This is a genomic window from Streptomyces sp. NPDC004752 (assembly GCF_053601275.1).
Genome location: NZ_JBSGBN010000296.1, coordinates 1 through 1783, shown reverse-complemented (window position 1 = coordinate 1783; position 1783 = coordinate 1). Strand labels below are relative to the sequence as shown.

Annotated in this window: 3 protein-coding genes; all 3 read left to right on the top strand. The window is 70.7% G+C overall.

Features of this window, described 5'->3' with window-relative positions; translation table 11 throughout:
- Positions 1-457, top strand: a 457-nt coding sequence (locus ACWEKM_RS46470; RefSeq protein ID WP_451627356.1) for a tyrosine-type recombinase/integrase, incomplete at its 5' end; no start/stop codon positions are given.
- Positions 454-777, top strand: coding sequence for a helix-turn-helix domain-containing protein (locus ACWEKM_RS46465; RefSeq protein ID WP_451627355.1), 324 nt, complete (start codon positions 454-456; stop codon positions 775-777). The genes ACWEKM_RS46470 and ACWEKM_RS46465, both read left to right, overlap by 4 nt.
- Positions 778-782: 5 nt before the next feature.
- Positions 783-1783 (top strand): hypothetical protein (locus tag ACWEKM_RS46460; protein WP_451627354.1); only part of this gene is annotated, 1001 nt, incomplete at its 3' end.

Below are 1783 nucleotides of genomic sequence, written 5' to 3'. Positions count from 1 at the left end.
CGGCAAGGGCTCCCGGAGGCGTGGGCCGAAGCCGCGGCTGGTGCCGCTGATCAACGGCGTCGACCGCAACCTGCGGTGGTTCATCGAGGACGTGTGGGGCCGCTTCGACGCCGACCACACCCGGCCCGGTGCCCCGCTGTTCCCCTCTGAGCGCAAGAACCGGGACGGCTCCTGCTCGCGGGCGACCGCCGACGTCTTCCGCCGGTCGCTGGCCGACGCCGCCGCCCAGCACCTGCCCACCTGGGCCGGGAAGCTCACCCCGCACGTGCTGCGGCACTTCTGCGCCTCCCAGCTCTATCTCGCTGGCATGACCTTGTTCGCGATCCAGGAGCTACTCGGACATACCTGGACCGGTACTACGGCCCGGTATATCCACGTCCACGGCACCCATGTCGAAGACGCCTGGGTCGCCGGACAGCAGCGCGCCACCGACCGATGGAAAGGACTGGCCCAGTGAAGTGGAACCTTCGTCTGGCGGCCGCCAACCGCGGCATCTGGAAGGCCAGCGAACTCCAGCGGATGCTCGCCGCACGCGGCGTGGTGATCAGCGCGGGGAAGATGTCGGGCCTGTGGTCCGGCCAGCCGAACACCGTCAAGCTCGACGAGCTGGACGTCATCTGCGCCGTGCTCGGCTGCGGCGTCGAGGAACTGCTGCTGCCCGAGCCGGAGCGAGTGCCGGCCCCGGAGCCAGCGGCGGACTCGCAAGCCACCGTGGTGGGCCAGCCCGGCGCCATCGCCCCGCGTCCTCGCACCGGCAGGTCTCTGCCACCGCGATGACCTGCGTGCACTGTGGCAAGCCGCTGCCCGAAGGGTCTCGGCGCGACCGGGCGTACTGTGACAACAAGTGCCGGGGCCTGGGCTCCTACTACCGGCGCAAGGCGGGCGTCCCACCCCCGCCGCGCTGGCAGCACCCCGCCCTCACCTCGGACAACCCTGTGCTGCGGTCGGCCGCAGCCCACGCCAGGCAGCTTGGCGAGGCCAATGGATGGTCGCCGTCACTCGTGCGGTGCGCTATGGACGGCCTGACGGTGGTGCTGGGCGAATGCCCGCCCGGCAAGCCCGTGAAGCTCACCGAAGTCCGTGCGCGAATACCGCGACACGCTTCCAGCCTTCGGGTGGCCGAGGTCCTCATCGACCTGGAGCTGTTGGAAGACGACAGCGTGTTGGCGGTCCGTTCCTGGATCGAGAACCGCACCGCCGAGCTGCCCGCCGGCTTCGCCAGCGACGTCCGCGCCTGGCTGCTGGCCCTGCTCGACGGCGACAGCCGTGCCAAGCCCCGGTCCCACACCTGCGTCTACGTCTACTTCGGCGGCGTCCGCCCCCTGCTGGAGAACTGGGCGACGACCCGTGGGCACCTGCGCGAGGTCACCGTCACCGACGTCACGGCCGCGCTGTCACCCCTGCGCGGATGGCAGCGGCGCAACGCCATCGCCGCACTGCGCTCACTGTTCCGCTTCGCCAAGAAGCGCGGCCTGATCTTCGCCAACCCCACCGCCCGTCTGAAAACCGAAGACATCCAGCGCAACTTGCTGCCGATGCCCAACGCCGAGGTCCTCGCCGTCCAGCGGGTCGCCGTCACCCCGGCGCAACGGCTGATCGTCGCCCTGGCTGCCGTCCACGCCGCCCGCGCTACGGCCATCCGCCGCCTCACCTTGGACGACCTCGACCTGCCCAACCGCCGGATCACCATCGCCGGACACGGCCAACGGCTCGGCGAACTGACCCACCAGACCCTGCTGGCCTGGCTCGACCAGCGCCGGGCCACCTGGCCAAAGACCCCTAA